This window comes from Ancylobacter amanitiformis (genome assembly GCF_030814815.1).
Classification (GTDB): Bacteria; Pseudomonadota; Alphaproteobacteria; order Rhizobiales; family Xanthobacteraceae; genus Ancylobacter; species Ancylobacter amanitiformis.
In genome coordinates this window covers 148,145-167,020 of sequence record NZ_JAUSVR010000008.1, presented here as the reverse complement: position 1 = coordinate 167,020, position 18,876 = coordinate 148,145, and the positions used below count along the sequence as shown (strand labels likewise).

Below are 18,876 nucleotides of genomic sequence, written 5' to 3'. Positions count from 1 at the left end.
CCGCCTCGGTGACCGCTCAGCGGATCAGCGGCAGATAGTGGTGCGGCTGGCGCATCGTCACCAGATCCTTGCGGCGCACCACATTGGTGGGGTAGCGCGTATCGAGGTTGGTGGTGTCGATGTCGCTGGCGACCACGCCCTCCCCCTCGTCCCGTATCGCCTCGCGACGCGGGAATTCGAACGTGTCCGGCCCGAACACGCCGCTCTTGCCGTGATAGCCGGCGCCCTCGTCGATGACATTGGCGAAGGCGAGGAACACGTTGTTCTCGCCGGCGCGGGCGCGCATCAGGTGCCAGTGATGGGGATCGGCACCGGTCGGGATCGGGTAGTTCTGCGCCACGGTTGAGCCGGCATGCGCGGCGGTGAGGCTGCCGCGCAGCGCCGCCGGGCAGAGTATGAGGTCGCAGCCGCGCAGCGCCAGCACGCGCCCCGCTTCGGGGAAGGCGGCATCATGGCCGATCAGCACACCGACACGGCCGAACATCGTGTCGAACACGCCCCAGTCCGCGCCCGGCGTCGCCCAATTATGGTCGGACGCGTCGAGATGCAGCTTGCGATAGCGGCCGACAACACCCTGCGGGCCCACCAGCACGGCGCTGTTGTAAAGCCCCGCGCCATCCTCCTCCGCCAGACCCGCGATGATGTGCACCCGGTGGCGGGCGGCGATCGCGACCAGCCGTGCCACCGCCGGCCCGTCCAGCGGCACGGCGGCGGGGGCGTCGAGGCCGGTGAGCGCGCGCTCGGGAAATACAACCAGTTCGGCCCTCTCCGCGCGCGCGGCCGTCGCCGCCAGTTGCTCGATGCGCGCGAGATTGGCGCTCACATCGCCGGTGGGGGCGAACTGCGCCGCCGCGATGCGCGAGCGCCGGCCGGGCGGCAGCGGCCGGTGGCCGTACAGGCCGAAGAAGTCGAGCGGATTCCAGCTATGGGTGTGGGTCGGCAGTTCCATGTAGAGTTCGGGCCGGCGCTGCTCGAACACGCTCTCGCCGAACATGCGCCGCGCCCGCGCCCGCTCCAGGTCGATATCGGCGGTGGCGATGCCGTCGCCGTCATCGATCACCGCCTCGATCGCGCCATCCGGCCCGATCACGCAGCTGCCGCCGGAAAACTGCACCGTGCGCTCCAGCCCCCAGCGATTGGCTTCGATGAGATAGCAGCTATTCTCCACCGCGCGGGTGATCCAGTAGGGCGCCGGCGTGCGCTCGGCCAGCCAGTTGGAGATGTGGCAGATGATGTCGGCCCCGCCGAGCCCGGCCAGCCGCGCGGTCTCGATGAAATGGATGTCCATGCACACGAGCAGCGCGATACGGCCGATCGGCGTGTCGAAGACCTGATGGCCGAGATCGCCCGGCGCCGACCATTTCGGCTCCGAAATATAGGGATGCGTCTTGCGATGGGTGCCAACCACGCCCGACGGCCCGATCAGCACGGCGGCATTGTAGTAGAGCCCCGTCGCGGGATCGACTTCCGGCATGCCGATGACGATGTAGCACTCCTGCTCGCGCGCCAGTGCGGCGAACCGATCCGTGGTCGTACCGGGAATCGGCTCGACATAGGGCGCCACTTCCGCGCGGTCGAACCAGCAATAGCCCGTTGTGCCCATTTCCGGCGTCACGATCAGCCGCGCACCCTCCCGCGCGGCCTGCGCCACCATGTCGAGAAGGCGCGCAATGTTGCGCTCCTTCTCGAACAGCGTCGGTTCGAACTGAACGGTGGCGACCTTGACGAGGCTTGACATGGCGGTTCTCCGGGCAAGGCACGGCCATGCTCTCCCTTCGCGGGGAAAGGCGGCGGACCAGGCAGGCTGATGAGGGAACGCGGGGCGGGGCGAGGCCGGCGCCTCGATCAGCCCCCTCCCCGCCAGGGGAGAGGGCATTTGCCGCGAATGATCAGGGCGTCAGATACGATTTCAGGATGGAGGCGCCCATGGTGTATTTCGGATCCACCATGTTGCCGAGCCGCACGCGGCCGCACTGGGTCAGCAGCATATAGGCCTCGATCTCCTCGAAGCCGTAATCGGCCGCCATCCAGCGGATGAGGTCGCGATAGGCCATGCGGGTGGCATCCTCCATCGGCCGGGTGGAGCCGATCGACATGATGAACTCTTCCGTCTCCAGCCGCGGGGTGGAGATGGTCCAGCCCTTGATGAGGTCGATCTGGATGGTGGTGACGGTCGGGTGCTCCAGCGCGACGCCGCACAATTCGCCATCGCCCTGGGTGGCGTGGCAATCGCCGAGATAGACGAGGCCGCCCTTGGTGTTCACCGGCAGGTAGACGACGGCGCCGACGCCGACATCCGGCAGGTCCATGTTGCCGCCGTAATAATCCGGCTGCAGCGAGGTGATCGCCTCGATCTCCGGCGAGGTGCCGATGGTGCCGATGAAGGGCACGTAGGGCAGCGTGATCTTGTCGCTCCACTTCGTGCCGGTCTGCGCATCCACATGCAGCTTCTTCACCCGCACCGGGAGCGGCGTGTTGAGCATCGCCGTATCCTTGGTCGGCACCAGCCCGCCAAAGTCCGGCATGATGAGCGTGGTGCCCACCGGCTGCTCGCCGCGCGGCACGATGCTCTTGATGTAGACGGCGATGGTGTCGCCCTTTTCCGCGCCCTTGACGTAGATCGGCCCGTTCTGCGGGTTGAGATAGGGGAAGTTGAGGATCTCCAGCGGGTTGTCGGTCTCATGCCGGATCTTGCCCTCGAACGCGTCATGCGTCTCGGCGGCGACCACCGCGCCCGGCTCGATCTCCAGAACGGGAGGAACATAGGGGCCGTAGACATAGTGATAGGTGCCCTGCTCCGCCTCGGTCAGGGTGTGGGACGCGCCCGGCTGGCCCTTGGCGAGGCCTTTGCGCGCCATGATGGAAGTCTCGAGCCAGGACATGGTGTTCTCCTTGGTTGCTGGCTGTCGCGATCAGACGGCGAGGCCGCGACGCATCGCGTCGCGATCAGACGGCGAGGTGGCGGCGCATGGCCTCGCCATCGGCGAGCGCCTCGCGTTCGAGCTTTGCGACGATGCGGCCCTTGTCCAGCACGTAGCAGCGCTGCGCCATCGCCCGGATCATGTCGATATTCTGCTCGACCAGAACGATGGTGACGCCGGTATCCTTGTTGAGCTGCACCATGATGCGGGCGATATCCTGCACGATGTTGGGCTGGATACCCTCGGACGGCTCGTCGAGCAGGATGAGCGAGGGGTTCGCCACCAGCACGCGGCCGATGGCGAGCTGCTGCTGCTGGCCACCCGAGAGAGTGCCCGCGCGCTGGCTCCAGCGCTCCTCCAGAATGGGGAAATAGCCCAGCACGCGGCGGCGGTCCGCCTCGGAGACGCCCCCTTTGCGCATGCCGCCGACCGCGATGTTCTCGCCCACCGTGAGGCGGGGGAACACGTCGCGGCCCTGCGGCACGTAGCCGATGCCGAGCCGCGCCCGCTTGAACGCGGACAGGTCCTCCACCGGCTTGTCGCGATAGATGATCGAGCCTTCCATGGCCGGCACGAGGCCGATCAGGCTCTTCATCAGCGTCGACTTGCCGACGCCATTGCGCCCGATCACCGCGACGATCTCGCCCTCGCGCACGTCAAGGTCGAGGCCCTGCAGCACCGGCTTGCCGCCATAGCCGGCCCGCAGGCCCAGCGTGGAGAGCATGGTTTCCTTACGCATGGACGCCCCCGGTCTGCGCATGAGACGTGTCGTGCGCCGCCTCTTGCGCCGTCGCCTGGCCGAGATAGATGGCCGCAACCCGCTCATCGGCGACGATCGCGTCGATGGTTCCTTGAGCGAACACCTTGCCCAGATGCAGCACCGTGACCTGATCGGCGACCTGACGCACGAAAGCCATGTCGTGCTCCACCGCCAGCACCGTCATGCCCTCGGCGTTGAGCCGCTTGACCATCTCGCCGGTGGCGTGGGTCTCCTCCGGCGACATGCCGGCGGTCGGTTCGTCGAGCAGCAGCAGGCGCGGCTTCAGGCTGACCGCCATGCCGATCTCCAGCCACTGCTTCTGCCCATGGCTGAGATTGCCGGCGAGCCGGCCCGCGTCGGCGGTGAGGTTGAGGAAGTCGAGCAGCGCGCCGATCTCCTCGCGGAGCGTCGCCGGGTCGTAATGGTGCTGCATCGCGATTTCGAGATTTTGCCGCACGCTCAGCGCCTTGAAGATGCCCGGCACCTGGAATTTCACGCTCATGCCGCGGCGGATGCGCTGGAATGGCTTGAGCGCGGTGATGTCCTCGCCGGCGAACAGGATGGCGCCGGAGCTGGGCGGATGCTCGCCCAGGATGAGCCGGAACAGCGTCGACTTGCCCGCGCCGTTCGGCCCGATCAGGCAATGCACCTGCCCGACCTCCAGCGCGAGGTCGACATTGTTGGTCACGTGCAGGCCGCCGAACCTCTTGTTGAGGGCGCGTGTCTCCAGAAGCGGCATCACACGTCTCCCGGCTGGCGCTTGGCAAAGGGGCGGGCGACGAGCCGGGCCAGCGCGAAGATGAGCCCGCTCGGCGCCAGCAGCACGGTGAGCACCAGCATCGCCCCCATCACCACGAGCGCGTACTGGCTGCCGTGGATGGTGAGCGCCTGAAACACCGCGAGCACGGTCACGGTGCCGATCAGCGTGGTGGTGAGATCCGAGCGCCCCCCGACCGCGACCCACACGATGGGCAGGGCGGCGGCGGTCATGCCCATGCTGGAGGGCGTGATGTACTGGCCCCATGACGTATAGAGCACGCCCGAAAGCCCCGCGAGCGCCGCACCGATGACGAAGGTGCCGAGCTGGTACTTGCGGATGTCATAGCCCAGCATCTCGGCGCGTTCGGGATTCTCGCGGATGGCGACCAGCACGTTGCCGAAGCGCGAATTCACCAGGATGCGCAGGGCGAGGTAGATCACCACCAGCATGGCGAGCACGACATAGTAAAGCTCCACATCGGGAAACAGCACGATGTCGCCGCCCGGCCAGGGAAGGGTGAGCGGAGGCATGTTGCTCATGCCGTTGAAGCCGTTCAGGCGGGCGCTGCCGATCTTCCATTCCGGGCCGGCGGTCTGCGCCATGAAGCGCTCCAGAACCAGCGTCACCGACAGGGTGACGATGCCCAGGAACACGCCGGAGATCCGCCCGAAGAACAGGAAGTAGCCGATCAGCGCCGCGAACAGCGCCGCCAGCATCACCGCGAAGACCAGCGCGATGAAGGTGAAGCCGTAGGCGGCGCCGAAATTGATGGTCAGGATGCCGTAGCTGTAGCCGGCAATGCCGAAGAACGCCGTCTGGCCGAAACTCAGCGAGCCGCCATAGCCCCAGATCAGGCACAGGCCCAGCGCCATGAAGATCCAGGTGAAGAAATACACCGTGTTGCCGACTGTATAGCCGTCGGAGACCAGCGGGTAGGCCATGGCGCAGGCCACGGCGACGACGAAGCCGAGCCAGAACAGCGGCCCCCGGCCCAGTGTCTGCGGGCCCTCCAGGCGGCGAAAGAAGCGGGTGAGCGCATTCATCGTGTGATTCTCGTGTCCCAGTTCCCGTATGTGCGCTCAGGCGCGCTCGCGCAGCAGCAGCCCGGATATGCCGCGCGGCAGGACGCGGATGACGATGATGACGGCAACCAGCAGGCCGATCTGGCCGAACAGCTGGCCGTACCAGGAGGTCATGGTCGCCTTCACCACGGCGAGCAGCGCCGCCGCCGGCGCGGTGCCGAGGAACACGTCGGCGCCCCCCACCACGACGGTCACGAAGGCTTCCATGATGAAGGTCGTGCCCATGGTCGGCACCAGCGTCATGGTCGGGGCATAGAGCCCCCCGGCCAGCCCGGCGAGCCCGGCGCCGAGCGCGAAGGTGAGGCTGTAGACGAGGCGCGTGTCGACGCCGAGCGCCGCCGCCATGTGCGGCACCTGGATGGTGGCGCGGGCCATGACGCCGAAGCGCGTCCAGTTGAACAGCGCGTAGAGGCCGCCAAGCACCACCACCGCCATGACGAACAGCACCAGCCGATAGACCGAATAGGAATAGCCGCCCACGGAGAAGCTGCCGAACGGCGTGCCCACCCCGGCCATGGTGGAGCCGAGCAGGATGAGCGTTCCCTGCGTGCCGATGAGGCTGAGGCCCCAGGTGGCGACGATGGTATCCAGCGGCCGGTCATAGAGATGACGGATGACGACGATCTCGACCACCGCCCCGACCAGGCCGGAGACCACAGCCCCGAGAAGAATGGCGAGCGGCAGCGGCACGCCCGCATGCGCCGCGGAGACCGTGACATAGGCGCCGCACATGATGAATTCGCCATGCGCGAGGTTGATCACGCCCATCATCCCGAAGATGACGGCCAGCCCGCAGGCCGACAGCACCAGAAAGGCGAAGGCGTCGCCGAACTGGTAGAGCGCGGAGAAGGCGAGGGTTCCGACATCCATGCGGTGGGGGCCTTGCGGTTCAGTTGTTTGCGTCGAGAGACGGTGGCGCGAAGAGAGACGAAAACGGACATGGAGCACGGCCTTAGTCCCTCTCCCCAATGGGGAGAGGTGGCCCGCGTCGCGGGTCGGTGAGGGGTGCCTTGCAAACCTTGCGAGGGCCCCTCACCCCCAAACCCTCTCCCCGACCGGGAGAGGGAGAAGGCGACCGCACCGGGCAGAAAGCACCGCCCCGGCTCGGAGGGGGTCCGCCGGGGCGGTGTTGGCGGATGCCGCCGAAGGGACACGGCGGCATCCGCCTGATTCAGCCGATCAGGGCTTCGGCGGCGGGTTGGACGGGGTGTACTGGGCGCTCGGGTCGCTCTTGGTCAGGTCGCAACCCGCCTCGCCGAGCCAGTAGGGCTTGATGTCGGCCCACACCTTCGGGAAGGAGATCGAATGATCGGCTTCCACCTTGGCGAGGTAGATGGTGTGCGACATGTGCTGGCTCTTGGGGTCGATGCAGACCTTGCCTTCCGGCGCGTCCATGCAGACATCGCCGGCGGCGATCACCTTGCGGATATCCTCGCGCTTGGTCGACTTCGCGCGCTCCACCATCTGCTTGTAGAGATAGACCGCGAGGTAGGAATTCTCGGCTTCCTGGTTCACATAGGGCTCGTTGGGGAACTTCGCCTTGAACTTGGCGACGAACGCCTTGGATTCCGGCGTGTCGACCTCTTCGATATAGTTGGTGGTGACGTACATGTCCTTGAGCGATGGCGGCTTGAAGCGCTTGTGCTCATAGCCCTGGCCGACATTGACCGAGGAGGCCATCGGCAGGTTCACGCTGGCGGCGGCGGCCTGCTCGTAATAGGAGGCCTGCGCGGTGCCGACCAGCAGCGTCACCACGAAATCGGGCTTGGCCTTCTGGATGTTCTGGATGTTCTGCGAGAACTGCGAGACGCCGAGCGGGATGAAGTCCTCGCCCACCATTTCACCGCCATGTTCCTTGACGATGTTGCGCACCCACTCGGCCGAAATCTGGCCGAAATTGTAATCGGCGGCGAGCGTGTAGACCTTCTTGCCGTATTTCTCCATCATCCACGGGATGAGAGTGGAGAATTGCTGCTCGGGCACCGCGCCGGTGACAACCATATTGGCGTCGCACACGCCGCCTTCATACTGGTTGTTGTAGAAGGCGAAGCCGTCGAACTGGTTGACGATCGGGCGATAGGCCTCGCGCGAGGCCGAGGAGAAGCCGGCGAACACGGCATCGACCTTGTCGCGCTGGAGCACGCGGCGCATGAATTCCTGGTAGCGGGTATTGTCGGACTGGGTATCGTAGATCACCAGTTCCAGCGGGCGGCCATCGATGCCGCCGGCCTTGTTGATCTCTTCCGCCGCCAGCTGGATGGCATGCACCTTGCCGATGGTCGCGGCGGCGAAGTCGCCGGATTGATCCTCCAGCACGCCGAGCTTGATCGGGTCGGCGGCGAAGGCGGGGGTGAATCCTTGGGCGACGCTGAGCAAAAGCGTCCCCGTGAGGGCTGCGGCACGCAGCCCCCGCATGGTCTTCCCAGACATATCTAACTCCTGTGAAAGGTTATATTATTTCCGCGCCACGCCCCGGAGGGGTTCGTTGCCCGGTTGTTCGAAGGCTGGCGCCCTCTTTTTCATGAATGCATCGCAGTAATCTTCGAGATTCTGCCGCGAGCGCATGCTTTCGCGACGGAGCCACTCATAGGCTTCGTCATCATCGACGCCCGCATCGGTCATCCGGGCGATGATGGCCTTCACGACCGCACGGCGACCCCGCCGACGGCGATCCATGTCGTCGAGCCGCGCCCGAAGGTCGCCGCGCAACAGGAACTGGTTGATGCCGAGAAACAGCGCGGTGTAGACCGCGCCGCCCTGCACCGGCTTGCGCAGGAATGCCGTGGCGCCGAGATGGACCAGCTGCTTCAGCCGGCTCGGGGCTTCCACCCCGACAAGGCCGATCACCGGCACCGCCGGCTGGCGCGCGCCGGCATCGATGTCGAGCGCCAGCGGGTTGTCGAGGTCGCCATCGACGAAGAGAATGTCGCGGTCCGCCTGCAACGCCGCGAGGTCGATGCCGGCGCGCCCATTGACCAGCTCGACGATGCTCGCGCTGACCCCGAGCTTGCCGAGCGTGGCCAGCAGCGCCTCCACCGCCGAGGGACTGGCCGTGACGATGTGTGCCCGGCCGCCGTTGAAATTCTGGAGCAGTCGAGGAGCCATCACTTAACCACCCTCAGCGTCGAGTTGCGGGAAGCGACCGCGTAGCGCGGCGACGACTGGACGAGATAGGGATCGGGCGGCACCGGCCCCGCCGCCTCGACAAGGATGTCGAAGCGGGCGTCGCCATTGGAAATGCCGATGCGCGGCGTGAGATAGGCATGCAGGGTCTGCGGATCGATGCGCACCTCGCCCTGCGGGGCGAGGAGATGCTGGCGCGTCACGGCGGCCTTTACCGCCTCGACATCGTCGGTGCCGGCCTCGGCAAGGGCCAGCATCAGCAGTTTCATGGCGATATAGGAGGCTTCCGCATCGGCCGAGGTGGATGGCCCCTCCGGAAACGCCTCGCGATAGGCGCGGGTAAAGGCTCGGTTGGCCGGCGTGGCGAGCGAGGAGAAATACACGCTGGAACTGAGATGCCCCTCCACCGCGCCCTCGCCGATCTCCTCCAGCTCCGGCTCGGACAGCGTGCAGCTGACCACCGGGAACGTGCGGGGCTGGTCGATGCCGCGCGCATTGCAGGCGGCGCGGAAGGCGCGGAAGAAGGCGTAGTTGCTGGTGCCGATCAGATTGTTGAACACGAAGCTCGGCCGCGCCTCCAGGATGGCGTCCACCACCTGGTCGATCTCGGTGTCGCCCACCGCCACGTAACGCTCGGCCAGCACGCGGGCGCCGCGCGCCGTCATCGCCTCGCGGAAGATACGGGTATTCTCCCACGCCCAGATGTAGTTCGAGCCGATGCAGAAGGCGCGCGGGCCGACATGGGCCAGCATGTGATCCACCAATGGAAGCACATGCTGGTTGGGCGAGGCGCCGGTATAGATGACGTTGTTGGAACTCTCGAACCCCTCGTAATGTGAGGGGTACCACAGCAGGGCGTCATGTTTCTCGAAGCACGGGATCACCTCCTTGCGGCTGGAGGAGGTGTAGCAGCCCACCACATGGCGGATGCCCGATTGCAGCAATTCCCGGCTCAGCGCGGCATAGGCGGCGAGGTCGCCCCCCGGATTGACCACCACCGGCTCGACCGTGAGGCCCGGCAGCGCCTCGCGCACCGCCAGCAGCGCCCCGTTCAGCATGGAACGGGGAACGACGCTGTAGGGTCCCGTGGTCGAGAACATGACCCCTATGCGGTAGTGCCTGGACACGTTAGCGCTCCACCCAAAAACAAAAAACGCCCGCCGGTCGAAGGACCGTGGGCGTCGTTGCCGCCAACCTGCAGCGCCCGATGAGAAGCGCCGTCGTTGGAAATGTTCGTCGAGACTGCTGCGACATTGGGCATCCTTGCCCGCCGCTCTTTAATTAGGCTGAAGCGAATGCCGGCCTTTGTCAAGCGCTTTTCCGACACGCGCCGGCTCATCCTGTGACAGGGTGATGACGGCACGTATCCGGAAGTTTCGTATCCGGCAGCTTGGTGTCCGCGAGCCGGCAGGACATAAACGTCAGCCTTCCTCCGCCGCCGCCGGGTCGAGGATCGAGCCTTCGCCGTGGCCGCTCTCGCCGATCAGCCGGGCGATGGCGGTGATGTCCTCCTGTCCGCCGAGCCGGTCACGCGCGGCGGACCAGAAGGCGAACAGGGCGTCAAGGGTCGGCGTCTCCACCTGCGCGCGCCGGGCGAGATCGGCGGCGATCGAGATATCCTTGCAGAACAGCGTCAGCGTCTGGCCGAAATCATAGGTACCGGTCAGCACGTGATCGGGCAGTTTCACCTGCGTGGCATGGCTCGTGCCCGAGCCGGCGCTCCATACTTTGAGCATCACCGCCGGATCGAGGCCGAGGCGCTGGCCGACGATCAGCGCCTCGCTGGCGCTCCACAGCGTGGCGGCCGACAGGTAATTGTTGAGCGCCTTGATGACATGGCCGGACCCGAGCGGCCCGACATGGATCACCTCGCCGCACATAGGCGCCAGAAGCGGGCGCACCCGCGCGAAGGCCTCGGCGTCGCCGCCCGCCATGGCGGTGAGCGTGCCGGCGCGCGCGCGCGCCATGCCCCCGCTCACCGGCGCATCGAGCACCCTCGCCCGGTCCCCGAGTTCGGCGGCGAGCGCGAGGGTGCTGGCCGGGGACGCGGTCGACATGTCGACCACCACCGCGCGCGGCTGGCGGGTGCAGGCGCCCCCCTCCCCCAGCAGCGACTCGCGCACATGCGCATCGGTCGGCAGCATGGTGATGACCACGCTGCCGGGCAGATCGGCGGCATGGTGGCCGACCGGCAGGCCGCGCGCGCGGAAGGGGGCGAGCGCCTCCTCCGAGAGGTCGGCCACGGCCAGTTCCACGCCGGCATCGGCCAGCCGGGCCGCCATCAGGCCGCCCATCCGCCCGGCGCCGATGAAGAGCACGCTATCCCCGTTCATGACCGCCTCCTCGACGCCACGCTGATGCACGCCACGCCCCTCAATGAGCGCGCGCGGCGAGCGCGATCGCCATGGTGGCGACGCCATTGCGCGCCTCGCTATCGTCGCCGAGCCCCGCGACCCGGCGGGAGAACTCGCGCAGCAGCGTCACCGATTCGGCATCGAGCGCGGCAATGATCCGGGCGAACTCGATGGCCCTCGCCAATGCGCTGCCGGGAGCGACGATCTCGGTGACGATGCCGATTTCCTTCGCCTCGGCCGCGCCGAAATGCCGGCTGGTCAGGGCCAGTTCGAACGCCTTCTTGAACGGCACGAACGTGGTGAAATAGGACAGCACGATGAGCGGCGGCAGCTTGTGCGACATCTCGGGCAGCGCGAACACCGCATCGTCAGCAGCGATCGTGATGTCGCACTGGGTGGAGAAGCCGCAGCCGAAGCCCAGCGCCTTGCCTTCCACCGCCGCCACGAACGGCACCGGCGACGAGCGCAGGCGGTTGTTGACCTCCAGGATGAGGTTGAGATCGGCCTGCACGTCGGCGGCCGAGGTCAGGCCCTTGGCGCCCACGCGCCCGGCGCAGAAATGCTCGCCCTCGCCCGAGATCACCACGGCGCGAAGGTCGGGCTTCGCCAGCACCTGATCCAGCGCGTGCGCGAATTCGATCAGCTGAGCCGAGGAGACATGGTTGCCATCGGCGGTGCGGGTGAACTCGACGCCGTAAATGCCGTCGCCATGCGCTTGGATCTTCATGAGGCTCTCCTTGAGGCTGCGATGCCCGCCGCGGTCCCGTTGCCGGGCCGGGTGGTGCGGTGTTTGACTTGTATTAATGTACGACGATAATACACAAACGATTGAATCATGCGGCCCGGCCGCACCCTGCACGACGAGGAGCCCGCCCGATGGCGTCGATCGACCTGAACGGAGAACGTCTCGGCTTTGACCGCGCCGGGAGCGGCGAGACGCTGCTGCTGATCCACAGCCTCGGCACGGCCTCCTGGCTGTGGCGCGAGCAGATCCGCCGCTGGTCCACGCATTTCGACGTGATCGCGGTGGATGCGCGCGGCCATGGCCGCTCCAGCCGCAATGGCGGCTTCACCGTGCGCAACGTCGCCGCGGATATGGCCGCCGTGCTGGAGGCTTTCGGCGGCACGCCGGCCCGCGTGGTGGCGATCTCGATGGGCGGGCCGATCGCCGCGCATCTCACCGACATCGCCCCGCATCTGGTCTCGCGCCTCGTCATCGCCGACAGCTTCGCCAACCAGGGCGAGGCCGGCGCCACCCGCGCCGCCGCGATCGCCACGGCGATCGGCGCGGGCTCGATGGCGGCCTATGCCCGCCAGTACACCGCCGACACGCTGGTCGAGGATGGCGACCCCGCCCATGCCGGGGAACTCACCGCGAGCATCGCCGGCATGAGCGCGGAGGCCTATATCGAGGCGGCGCAGTCGGTGTTCACCGCCAATGTCGTCGACCTCTACGCGAAGATCGCGGTGCCGACCCTCGTCGTCGTCGGTTCGCGCGACAACCGCACCCCGCCCAAGCTCTCGCAGGAGATCGCCGCGCTCATTCCCGGCGCCGGCTATGCCGAGATCGAAGGCGCCCGCCATCTCGCCAATCTCGACCGGCCGGAGGCCTTCCACGCCGCCATCGACCCGTTCCTGCTGGCCCGCTGAATGAACGCGCCCCTCGGCATCGGCCCACTCGGACAGGAAAGCGCCCCGCTGCGCCGCAAGCTCACCGCGACGCTGCGCCGGCTGATCGAGACCGGGCGGCTGCCCGCCGGCCAGCGGCTGATCGAGAAGGACCTGACCGCCGAGCTCGGCGTCAGCCGCACCGTGCTGCGCGAAGCGCTGCGCGAGCTGGAAGCGGACGGACTGCTGGTGGCCGGCGCGCGGGGCCTCTCGGTCGCCGTGCTCAGCCGGGCGGAAGCGGAGAACATCTATGCCGTGCGCGCGGCGCTGGAAGCGCTGGTCGCGCGTCAGTTCTGCGCGCGGGCGGATGAGGGGGCGATGCAGGTTCTCTCCGCCGCCCATGCCGCGCTCGCCCGCGCCTACGCGGCCGGCGCGCTGGGCGACATTCTCGACGCCAAGCTCGACTTCTACCGCGCTTTGTGTGCCGGCGCCGCCAACCCGGTGGCGCGCGACCTGCTCGACCGGCTGAACGCCCGCATCCGCCTGCTGCGCGCGCGCTCGCTGGCCGACCCCGCTCGCCTGCCCGCCTCGCTCGCCGAGATCGATGCGCTGATGGAGGCCATCGGCCGGCGCGAGGGAGAACAGGCGGCCGAACAGGCCGGGCGCCATGTCGCACGGGCGGCAATGGTCGCCCTCGGTACCCCGCCCACTTCCCCGCTCAAGGACCCGGAGACCTCTCAATGACCGACGACCTCTATGACAAGGGACTTTCCATCCGCCGCGCCGTGGTCGGTGCCGCCTATGTCGACAAGTCGCTGGCGGAAGCCGACGATTTCACCCGTCCGCTGCAGGAACTGGTGACCAAATATTGCTGGGGCGAGGTGTGGGGCCGCGAGGGCCTCGCGCGGCGCGACCGCTCGCTGCTCAATCTCGGCATGATCGCCGCGCTGAACCGTCCGCACGAACTCAAGCTCCATGTGCGCGGCGCCCTCAATAACGGGCTAACGCGCGACGAAATCCGGGAGGTGTTCCTCCAGGTGGCGATCTATTGCGGCGTGCCGGCCTCGCTGGACAGTTTCCGCATCGCCCGCGAGGTGTTCGCCGAGGAGGACGCCAAGGCCGCCGCGGCGAAAGTGTGAGCATCGAGCGTTGCGTAGCGGAGCCCACCTTTCCCTCTCCCCGTCGGGGAGAGGTGGCCCGCGCAGCGGGTCGGTGAGGGGGGGGGCCCGGTCGCGGAGCGGCCGAAGGCCTCTCACCCCACCCCTCTCCCCGGCGGGGAGAGGGAGAAGTGGCCTCCCCTTACTTCTGGTCCTCGGGGATCACCCGGCCGTCGATGGTCATCGGCTCGCCGTCGAGAAACAGCGAATGGCCACGCAGCGGAATGTCCATGTGGCAGGGCGTGTCGCGGGTGCCGCCGGCCTCGGTGTTCGGGCCGCTCGACCACAGGAAATTGCCGTAGAACGAGCGCGCATCCATGGAGAGCCCCGCCTCCCGGTCATAGAGGCCGAGCGTAGTCCAGTGCGCCTTCTTGTGCAGGCCCCAGCCGACATGCGCCATGGCGTAGGCGTCCGGGTCGTTGAAGCTCTCCATATAGCTGCGCAGGTATTCCGCCTCGAAGCCGCCGACGATCCTGCGGATCCAGCCGCCCTCGATCTCGATGCGGATCGGCTCGCGGGCATAGCGCTTGAACGGCAGCAGGATGTCGCCGGTATCGATGACGATCACGCCCTCGCAGGAACCCTCATTCGGCCAAGTGGCGACGAAGCAGCTCGGCCAATGGTCCCAGCCGCCCTTGACGTCGACGAAGCCCTGCTGCTTCAGCACCGGATATTGCCCCACCGCGCAGCGGAAATCGGTACCCGCCTTCGAGGTGACGGTGAGCGTCTTCGCCGTGGCGAGGCGGGCGGCGCCGGCGCTGGCGCGGCGGGCGTCGTCCAGTGTCGGCTTCATGCGCAGCATGACTTCCGGCGGCTCGCAGGCCAGCAGCATGCGCGCGCCGGTCTTCAGAATCTCCTCCTGCTCCGGCGAGAACAGCAGCATCATCGTGTCGATGACGAGGTCGGAATGCTTCATCGCCTCCAGCGCCGGGCGGTTGCCCCGCAGCGCGGTGTGGCCGACATAGCCCGACTTGTCGCGCGAGAGCGCCACGTCGCCATTGAGCGGGGGCAGCTGCAGGATGGTGAGCACGCCGCCGAGCTGGCCGACCGCGATGCGCGCGGTGGAAACGAGCTGCGGGTTGCTGTCGTCGCTCACCAGCAGCGAGACCTGCTCGCCCGCTGTAAGCTTCGACAGGGTGAGCACGTCCTTCCACGCGTCGATGAGCGCCAGGTCACTGATTGCCATGATTGCCTTCCCTTTTGGGAATCCTCAGGAGGTTGGACGAAAGATCGCCCCGGGCGCCGGCCTCAGGCCAGCGTGCGATAGGCGCGGTCGAAATGGACGAGAGGCGGGGCTTCGGTGCCGAGACGCACGGCGCGCACCGTCCCGAAGAACACCGTGTGGGTATAGGCATCGACGCATTCGGCGACGCTGCAATCGATGCTGACCAGCGCATCGCCCAGCGCGGGGGCGCCGGTGGCGAGCGACAGCCAGTCATCATCGGCGAATTTCGAAGCCCCCGCATGGCCGTGACGACCGGCGAAACGGTCGGCGATCGGCCGGTCGTGCTCGGCCAGCACGTTGACGCAGAAGGCACCCGCCTCGGCAATGGCGCGGTGGGCATCGCCCTGGCGGTTGACGCAGACCAGCAGCGTCGGCGGCGCCATGGAGACGCTGCACACGGCGGTGGCGGTGAGCCCGCGCGCCTCCGGCCCATGGCCGGCGGTGATGACGCTCACCGCGCCGGCAAGGCGCCCCATCGCATGGCGAAAGGCCTCGGTCAGCGCCGGGTCGGCGTGGTGGGAATGGGCGGGCGCCATCGTCCCGCCGGCGGCATGGTCACGCGGCGCGCGCAGGGTCATGATGCCTGCGCCTTCAGCGCGTCCTCGATGAAGGCCGCCGCCGCCAGCGTGCCGACATCATCGCCGATACGGCCGACCACCTGCACCCCGACCGGCAGGCCGCTCGGGCCGAGGCCGGCGGGAACGGACAGCGCCGGCACATGCAGCAGCGTCCATACCTTGTTGAAAACCGGATCGCCGGTGGCGCCGAGGCCCGCCGGCGCCTCGCCCGGCGCCGCCGGCGTGATCAGCACGTCGCAGCCCTCGAGCAGCTCCTCGACCCGCGCCTCGCGGTGCTTCAGGACCGCCAGCGCAGCGTCGTAGTCGTCACGGGTCGCGCGCGCCAGCGTCGCGATGAAGCCGAGCGTGAGCGGCGAAAGGCGCGCGCCCAGACTGTCGCGCTCATAGGCCAGCGTGCGGGGCGTCTCCCAACCCATCACCGCGTCGAACAGCGCGAAATAGCTCTCGAAGCTCTCCGGCACGTCCAGTTCACGCACCGTGCCGCCGGCCGCCTCGATGGCGGCGGCCGTGCGCACCAGCGCGGCGCGGGTCGCGGGCTCGGCCTGCTCCCAGCGCGAGGTGCGGAACAGGCCGACGCGCAGGCCCGGTCCCGCCATGCCTTCCGCCAGCGCCGGCTTCTCCGCCAGCGCGGCGACCGCGAAGGCCGCGTCGCGCACGTCGCGGGTGATGAGACCGAGATGGTCGAGACTGTCGGAGAGCGGCTTCATGCCGGCGCGGTTGAGCGTGCCGAAGCTCGGCTTGTAGCCGACCACGCCGCAATAGGAGGCCGGACGCAGGATCGAGCCGGCGGTCTGCGTCCCGAAGGCGACCTGCACCATGCCCGCCGCCACCGCCGCGCAGGAGCCCGAGGAGGATCCGCCCGGCGTGTGGGCGGGATTGTGCGGGTTGCGGGTCTTGCCCGGGCTCGACATGGCGAATTCGGTCGAGACGGTCTTGCCCATCACCACCCCGCCGAACCGCCTGGTCAGCGCGACGATCGGCGCATCCCACGGCGGCCGGCTGCCCTCATAGGCCGCCGAGCCATAGCCGGTCGGCATGTCGGCGGTGTCGATCACGTCCTTGACGCCGAAGGTGACGCCGGCCAGCTCGCCCCCGCGATTGGTGCGCGCCTCTGCGAGCACCCGGTCGCGGTCGAAATGGGCGAAGGCCTGCACATCCGGCTCGCGAAGGGCGATACGCTCCATGAAGGCGGCACTCACCGCCTCGGCGCTCAATGTGCCGGCAGCCACAAGCGCCGCCGTCTCGCGGGCGGATAGATCGGCCGGGCCGGCGCCTTCGGAAAACGATGCCGTGTTGCTCATCCGTGATCTCCGCGACGGACGAGGGACGGGCGGCGCCCGAACCAGGGCCGCGCCCTTTCCAGTTGGCCGGCCAGCTGGAACAGCAGCCCGTCCTTGCCGAACCCGGCGCCGAAATGCGCGCCCACCGGCAGCGGGGCCGAGGAATCCCCAGTGGCAGAGGTGCCGAGCGGCACGCTCATGGCCGGGCAGCCGGAGGCATTGAACACGCAGGTGAACGGCGCATGCGTCCAGAACGCGTCATAGAACAGGTCAAGGCTCTTGCCCGCGCTGGCCAGCGTGCCGAGCGGGGGCGGCAATTCGCCGGCGGTCGGCGACAGCAGCACGTCATAGCTCTGGAAGAAGCGGCCGAGCGCGCGTGCGGTCTGGTGCAGCACGTTCACCGCGCCGACATAGGCGGTGGCCGGCAGGCCGCGCGCTTCCTCCACCCATTCGGCATTCACGCCTTCGAGATAGCGGAGCGGATCGGCAAGGCCCAGTGCCTGCCCGCGCATCGCCACGGCCGGCGCGACATTGGCGCCGACGATGATGCGCCACGCGGCTTTCAGCGCATGGGCATCATAGCCGGCATCGCAGATCTCGACGGTATGGCCGAGTTCCTCGCACAGTGTCGCTGCCTCCTGCGCCACGCGCACGCAGTCGGGATCGACCGGCGTGCCGAGCGGCGAGACGGGGGTGAAGCCGATGCGCAGAGGGCGCGGCTCGCGCGCCACCTGCGAGAGGTAGCTCTCCGTGCCGATAGGCGCGAGATAGGGATCGCCGATATCGGGCCCGCCGCTCGCGTCCAGCAGCGCGGCATTGTCGCGCACGGTCCAGCTCGCCGCATGCGGGGTCGACATGCCGGCAATGGCCTCCACCGCGACGGGGCCGAGCGGATTGACCATGCGGCTCGGCTTGAAGCCGAACAACCCACAATGCGATGCCGGCAAACGGGTGGAGCCGGCGCCATCGGAGGTGTTCGCCATCGGCACATAGCCGGCGGCGACGGCGGCGGTGGACCCGCCCGAGGAGCCGCCGGGGCTGAGCCGCGTATCCCACGGGTTGCGCGAGGGCCCGAACGCTTCCGGCTCGGTGGTGAAGCTCAGGGCGAATTCCGGTGTGTTGGTCTTGGCGATGATGACGAGGCCGGCCGCCTTGTAGCGGGCGACCAGCGTGCTGTCGCGCACCGACACCACATCCCTGAACAGCCGCGAACCGGTGGAGAGGATGGTGCCGGCCATCTCGAAGCCGGTATTCTTGAGAAGGAACGGCACGCCGGTGAACGGCCCGGCGGGCAGGCCGTCCTCGATCGCCTGACGCCCCTTCTCCTCGAAGCGATGGACCAGCGCGTGCAGCTGCGGCTCATGCGCCTCGATGCGCGCGATCGCCGCATCCAGCAAGTCGCCCGCGCTCACCTCGCCGGTGCGCACCAGATGCGCGAGGCCGGTGGCGTCGTAGGATTCATAGTCGGCGAAGCCCCCATGACGGGGCGCATCCTCCGGCGGGCTCATGCCGTCATCTCCGCGATCTGCCGCTGGAACGCGGCGGGGTCCCAATAGTCCCGCGTGCCGCGAAGGACCCCGTCGGCGAGGTCGAACAGGTGCACGCCCTTCAGCGTGATCGGCCGGCCGCGGGTCGGCAAGCCCTTGATATCGACGCCGAGCGTGCCGGTGAGCGTGTACACGACGGCGACATGGGCGCCGGCGTCGATGCGCTCGCGCGGCTGCCAATGCGCCTGCGTGACGAAGCCGAAGAAACGATCGAGCCCCGTCTGCAGCGCCTCGCGCCCCTGGCGACGCGTGCCGTCATGCGCTTCCTCATGCCAGCCATCCCCGGCATAGAGCGCCGCGGCGGCGGCGGCATCGTGGCCGTTATAGGCCGCGTAGAAGGCCTCCACCAGATCGGCCGCGCCCATATCGGTTGCGCCCGGCGCGGCGGAGGGCGCGGTCGTGGCTGAGGTCTTGCTGTCGGCTACGTGGTTGGCCACGTCGAGCCTCCGGTCATGCGTCGGCGGGAGCCGGCGTCGGCGAA

Annotated in this window: 19 protein-coding genes; 3 read left to right on the top strand and 16 right to left on the bottom strand. The window is 68.1% G+C overall.

Translation table 11 applies throughout. From position 1 onward, the window contains the following. Positions 1 to 16: 16 nt before the first annotated feature. The 11 genes from QOZ99_RS13690 to QOZ99_RS13640 form a co-directional block, all read right to left on the bottom strand. Entirely contained in the window at positions 17 to 1,738 is a 1,722-nt protein-coding gene (locus QOZ99_RS13690; RefSeq protein ID WP_306890543.1) for a nitrilase-related carbon-nitrogen hydrolase, read from the bottom strand. 151 nt (positions 1,739 to 1,889) lie between these two features. Further along, a complete protein-coding gene (locus tag QOZ99_RS13685; protein WP_306890542.1) occupies positions 1,890 to 2,882 on the bottom strand; it encodes an acetamidase/formamidase family protein in 993 nt (330 codons plus the stop codon). Between the two features lie 64 nt (positions 2,883 to 2,946). Next, positions 2,947 to 3,660 carry an ABC transporter ATP-binding protein gene (locus QOZ99_RS13680; protein ID WP_306890541.1) on the bottom strand — a complete coding sequence of 238 codons (714 nt, stop codon included), beginning with the start codon at positions 3,658 to 3,660 and terminating at the stop codon, positions 2,947 to 2,949. Then, positions 3,653 to 4,420 carry an ABC transporter ATP-binding protein gene (locus tag QOZ99_RS13675; protein WP_306890540.1) on the bottom strand — a complete coding sequence of 256 codons (768 nt, stop codon included), beginning with the start codon at positions 4,418 to 4,420 and terminating at the stop codon, positions 3,653 to 3,655. The genes QOZ99_RS13680 and QOZ99_RS13675 overlap by 8 nt, the downstream gene beginning before the upstream one ends. Beyond that, the gene (locus QOZ99_RS13670) at positions 4,420 to 5,484 is read right to left on the bottom strand and encodes a branched-chain amino acid ABC transporter permease (RefSeq protein ID WP_306890539.1); all 1,065 of its coding nucleotides are present in this window, start codon (positions 5,482 to 5,484) and stop codon (positions 4,420 to 4,422) included. The genes QOZ99_RS13675 and QOZ99_RS13670 overlap by 1 nt, the downstream gene beginning before the upstream one ends. 36 nt (positions 5,485 to 5,520) lie before the next feature. Continuing rightward, positions 5,521 to 6,393 (bottom strand): ABC transporter permease subunit, encoded by an 873-nt coding sequence (locus QOZ99_RS13665; protein ID WP_306890538.1) that lies wholly within the window; start codon positions 6,391 to 6,393, stop codon positions 5,521 to 5,523. A gap of 309 nt (positions 6,394 to 6,702) precedes the next feature. After that, positions 6,703 to 7,953 carry an urea ABC transporter substrate-binding protein gene (locus QOZ99_RS13660; RefSeq protein ID WP_306890537.1) on the bottom strand — a complete coding sequence of 417 codons (1,251 nt, stop codon included), beginning with the start codon at positions 7,951 to 7,953 and terminating at the stop codon, positions 6,703 to 6,705. 24 nt (positions 7,954 to 7,977) lie between these two features. Then, entirely contained in the window at positions 7,978 to 8,628 is a 651-nt protein-coding gene (locus tag QOZ99_RS13655) for an ANTAR domain-containing response regulator (RefSeq protein WP_306890536.1), read from the bottom strand. Continuing rightward, positions 8,628 to 9,773 carry a transporter substrate-binding domain-containing protein gene (locus tag QOZ99_RS13650; protein WP_306890535.1) on the bottom strand — a complete coding sequence of 382 codons (1,146 nt, stop codon included), beginning with the start codon at positions 9,771 to 9,773 and terminating at the stop codon, positions 8,628 to 8,630. Before QOZ99_RS13650 ends, QOZ99_RS13655 begins: the two co-directional genes overlap by 1 nt. Before the next feature lie 294 nt (positions 9,774 to 10,067). Then, positions 10,068 to 10,979 (bottom strand): NAD(P)-dependent oxidoreductase, encoded by a 912-nt coding sequence (locus QOZ99_RS13645; protein WP_306890534.1) that lies wholly within the window; start codon positions 10,977 to 10,979, stop codon positions 10,068 to 10,070. A gap of 40 nt (positions 10,980 to 11,019) precedes the next feature. Beyond that, positions 11,020 to 11,727: an enoyl-CoA hydratase/isomerase family protein gene (locus QOZ99_RS13640; RefSeq protein WP_306890533.1), complete on the bottom strand. Its 708-nt coding sequence runs from the start codon at positions 11,725 to 11,727 to the stop codon at positions 11,020 to 11,022. Between the two features lie 149 nt (positions 11,728 to 11,876). On the opposite strand from QOZ99_RS13640, the gene QOZ99_RS13635 reads away from it, so the two are divergent. The 3 genes from QOZ99_RS13635 to pcaC are packed head-to-tail and all read left to right on the top strand — an operon-like array spanning position 11,877 to position 13,747. Continuing rightward, positions 11,877 to 12,650 (top strand): alpha/beta fold hydrolase, encoded by a 774-nt coding sequence (locus QOZ99_RS13635; RefSeq protein ID WP_306890532.1) that lies wholly within the window; start codon positions 11,877 to 11,879, stop codon positions 12,648 to 12,650. Continuing rightward, positions 12,651 to 13,352 (top strand): GntR family transcriptional regulator, encoded by a 702-nt coding sequence (locus QOZ99_RS13630; RefSeq protein WP_306890531.1) that lies wholly within the window; start codon positions 12,651 to 12,653, stop codon positions 13,350 to 13,352. It abuts the gene before it with no gap. Beyond that, entirely contained in the window at positions 13,349 to 13,747 is a 399-nt protein-coding gene (gene pcaC / locus QOZ99_RS13625; protein ID WP_306890530.1) for a 4-carboxymuconolactone decarboxylase, read from the top strand. The genes QOZ99_RS13630 and pcaC overlap by 4 nt, the downstream gene beginning before the upstream one ends. Positions 13,748 to 13,907: 160 nt before the next feature. Here pcaC and QOZ99_RS13620 read toward each other — a convergent pair whose 3' ends face one another. The 5 genes from QOZ99_RS13620 to QOZ99_RS13600 all read right to left on the bottom strand — a co-directional run bounded on the left by QOZ99_RS13620 (position 13,908) and on the right by QOZ99_RS13600 (position 18,832). Then, positions 13,908 to 14,951 (bottom strand): 2,5-dihydroxypyridine 5,6-dioxygenase NicX family protein, encoded by a 1,044-nt coding sequence (locus tag QOZ99_RS13620; RefSeq protein WP_306890529.1) that lies wholly within the window; start codon positions 14,949 to 14,951, stop codon positions 13,908 to 13,910. A 62-nt stretch (positions 14,952 to 15,013) separates the two neighbouring features. After that, the gene (locus QOZ99_RS13615; protein WP_306890528.1) at positions 15,014 to 15,568 is read right to left on the bottom strand and encodes a flavin reductase family protein; all 555 of its coding nucleotides are present in this window, start codon (positions 15,566 to 15,568) and stop codon (positions 15,014 to 15,016) included. Beyond that, the gene (locus QOZ99_RS13610; protein ID WP_306890527.1) at positions 15,565 to 16,869 is read right to left on the bottom strand and encodes an amidase; all 1,305 of its coding nucleotides are present in this window, start codon (positions 16,867 to 16,869) and stop codon (positions 15,565 to 15,567) included. Before QOZ99_RS13610 ends, QOZ99_RS13615 begins: the two co-directional genes overlap by 4 nt. Beyond that, the gene (locus QOZ99_RS13605) at positions 16,866 to 18,356 is read right to left on the bottom strand and encodes an amidase (protein WP_306890526.1); all 1,491 of its coding nucleotides are present in this window, start codon (positions 18,354 to 18,356) and stop codon (positions 16,866 to 16,868) included. Before QOZ99_RS13605 ends, QOZ99_RS13610 begins: the two co-directional genes overlap by 4 nt. Beyond that, positions 18,353 to 18,832: a nuclear transport factor 2 family protein gene (locus tag QOZ99_RS13600; protein ID WP_306890525.1), complete on the bottom strand. Its 480-nt coding sequence runs from the start codon at positions 18,830 to 18,832 to the stop codon at positions 18,353 to 18,355. Before QOZ99_RS13600 ends, QOZ99_RS13605 begins: the two co-directional genes overlap by 4 nt. Positions 18,833 to 18,876 lie beyond the last annotated feature (44 nt).